The organism is Actinoplanes sp. NPDC051851 (assembly GCF_040681165.1).
In the GTDB taxonomy this organism is placed as follows: domain Bacteria; phylum Actinomycetota; class Actinomycetes; order Mycobacteriales; family Micromonosporaceae; genus Actinoplanes.
Genome location: NZ_JBFAYF010000168.1, coordinates 1 through 1,486, shown reverse-complemented (window position 1 = coordinate 1,486; position 1,486 = coordinate 1). Strand labels below are relative to the sequence as shown.

Genomic DNA, 1,486 nt, shown 5'->3' with positions numbered 1-1,486 from the left:
AAGCCCCACGAGAACTCGGATCCGGACGCCCGGCCCCAGCGGCGGACATTCACCGCAGAGTTCAAGGCGAGGATCCTGGACGAGTACGAGTCGGCGCCGGACGCGGCGACTCGCGGGGCGATCCTGCGCCGGGAACGACTCTACGGCTCACACATTCTCGACTGGCGCAAGGCCCGTGACGCCGGAGCCGCGGCCGGCCTGACGGACCGGCGGCAATCGGCCGCGCGGGCGGCGAAGAAAACCGAGAACGCCGAACTTGCCCGCCTTCAGCGCGAGAACGCTCGCCTGCAGGCCAAGCTCGCCAAGACCGAGACCGCCCTGCAGATCATGGGAAAAGCACACGCGCTCTTGGAACTGCTCTCCGAGAGCGCGGACACCGCGCCGACGCCGACGCCGTCCTCGCCGAGGCCCAGGCGGCGCTGACCGAGGTCTGGGGTGTTGCGCCCGCGTGCCGGCTGACTGGCCTGTCGCGGGCGACGCTTTATCGGCAGCGCACGCCACCGCTGGTCTCACGGCCGCGGGCACCACGTAAACCGCCGCCGTCGGCGCTGTCGCAGGCCGAGCGCGAGCAGGTGCTGCAACTGCTGAACCGGCCCGAATACGCCGATCTGGCGCCCGCGCAGGTGTGGGCCCGGGAGCTCGACGAGGGCCGCTGGTGGTGCTCGGAGTCCACGATGTATCGGATCCTGCGCGCCGCCGGCCAGACCGGCGAACGACGGGCCCAAGCGCAGCATCCGGCCCGGACCAAACCCGAACTCGTGGCGGACGCGGCGAACCAGGTGTGGTCCTGGGACATCACCAAGCTGCGCGGCCCGGACCGGGGCGTCTGGTTCCATCTCTACACGGTGATCGACATCTGGTCGCGCTACGTCGTCGGCCACCTGGTCGCCGGCTACGAGGACGGACAGCTCGCCGAGGCACTGATCGCCGACGCGGCGGCCCGCGAACGCGTCAACCCGGACCAGCTGATAGTGCACGCCGACCGGGGTGCGGCGATGACCAGCAAAACGGTGACGCAGCTGCTGACCGATCTGAAGATCGGCCGCAGTCACAGCCGGCCGAAAACCTCCAACGACAACCCGTTCATCGAGGCGAGTTTCAAGACACTCAAGTACGACCCGACGTTCCCCGAGCGGTTCGGGTCGATCCAGCACGCCCGGCAGCACTGCGAGGCGTTCTACACGTACTACAACCATGAGCACCGGCATTCCGGGATCGGCCTGCACACCCCGGCGTCGGTCCATCACGGCACCGCCGGGCAGATCCGCCAACAGCGGCAACGCACCCTCGACGCCGCCTGGGCAGCCCACCCGCAACGGTTCGGGCGCCGTCGTCCGCAGCCGCCTCGCCTCCCGGATCGGGCATGGATCAACAAACCAGACGACATCGACCCCGGCCAGGCCACCATCACAACGGCGACGAGCCTTCCACCAGCACAAAGCTAAACAAAATCAAGAAACTGTCTCAGTTGACTTGACAGGTTCCG

General features: G+C 68.4%; 1 protein-coding gene and 1 pseudogene. Both read left to right on the top strand.

All coding sequences use genetic code 11. The features are described 5' to 3' along the window. A pseudogene (locus AB0M08_RS47485) lies at positions 1-423 on the top strand (hypothetical protein); the annotation flags it as partial. After that, positions 420-1,445, top strand: coding sequence for an IS3 family transposase (locus AB0M08_RS47480; RefSeq protein ID WP_364508958.1), 1,026 nt, complete (start codon positions 420-422; stop codon positions 1,443-1,445). The pseudogene AB0M08_RS47485 and the gene AB0M08_RS47480, both read left to right, overlap by 4 nt. Positions 1,446-1,486 lie beyond the last annotated feature (41 nt).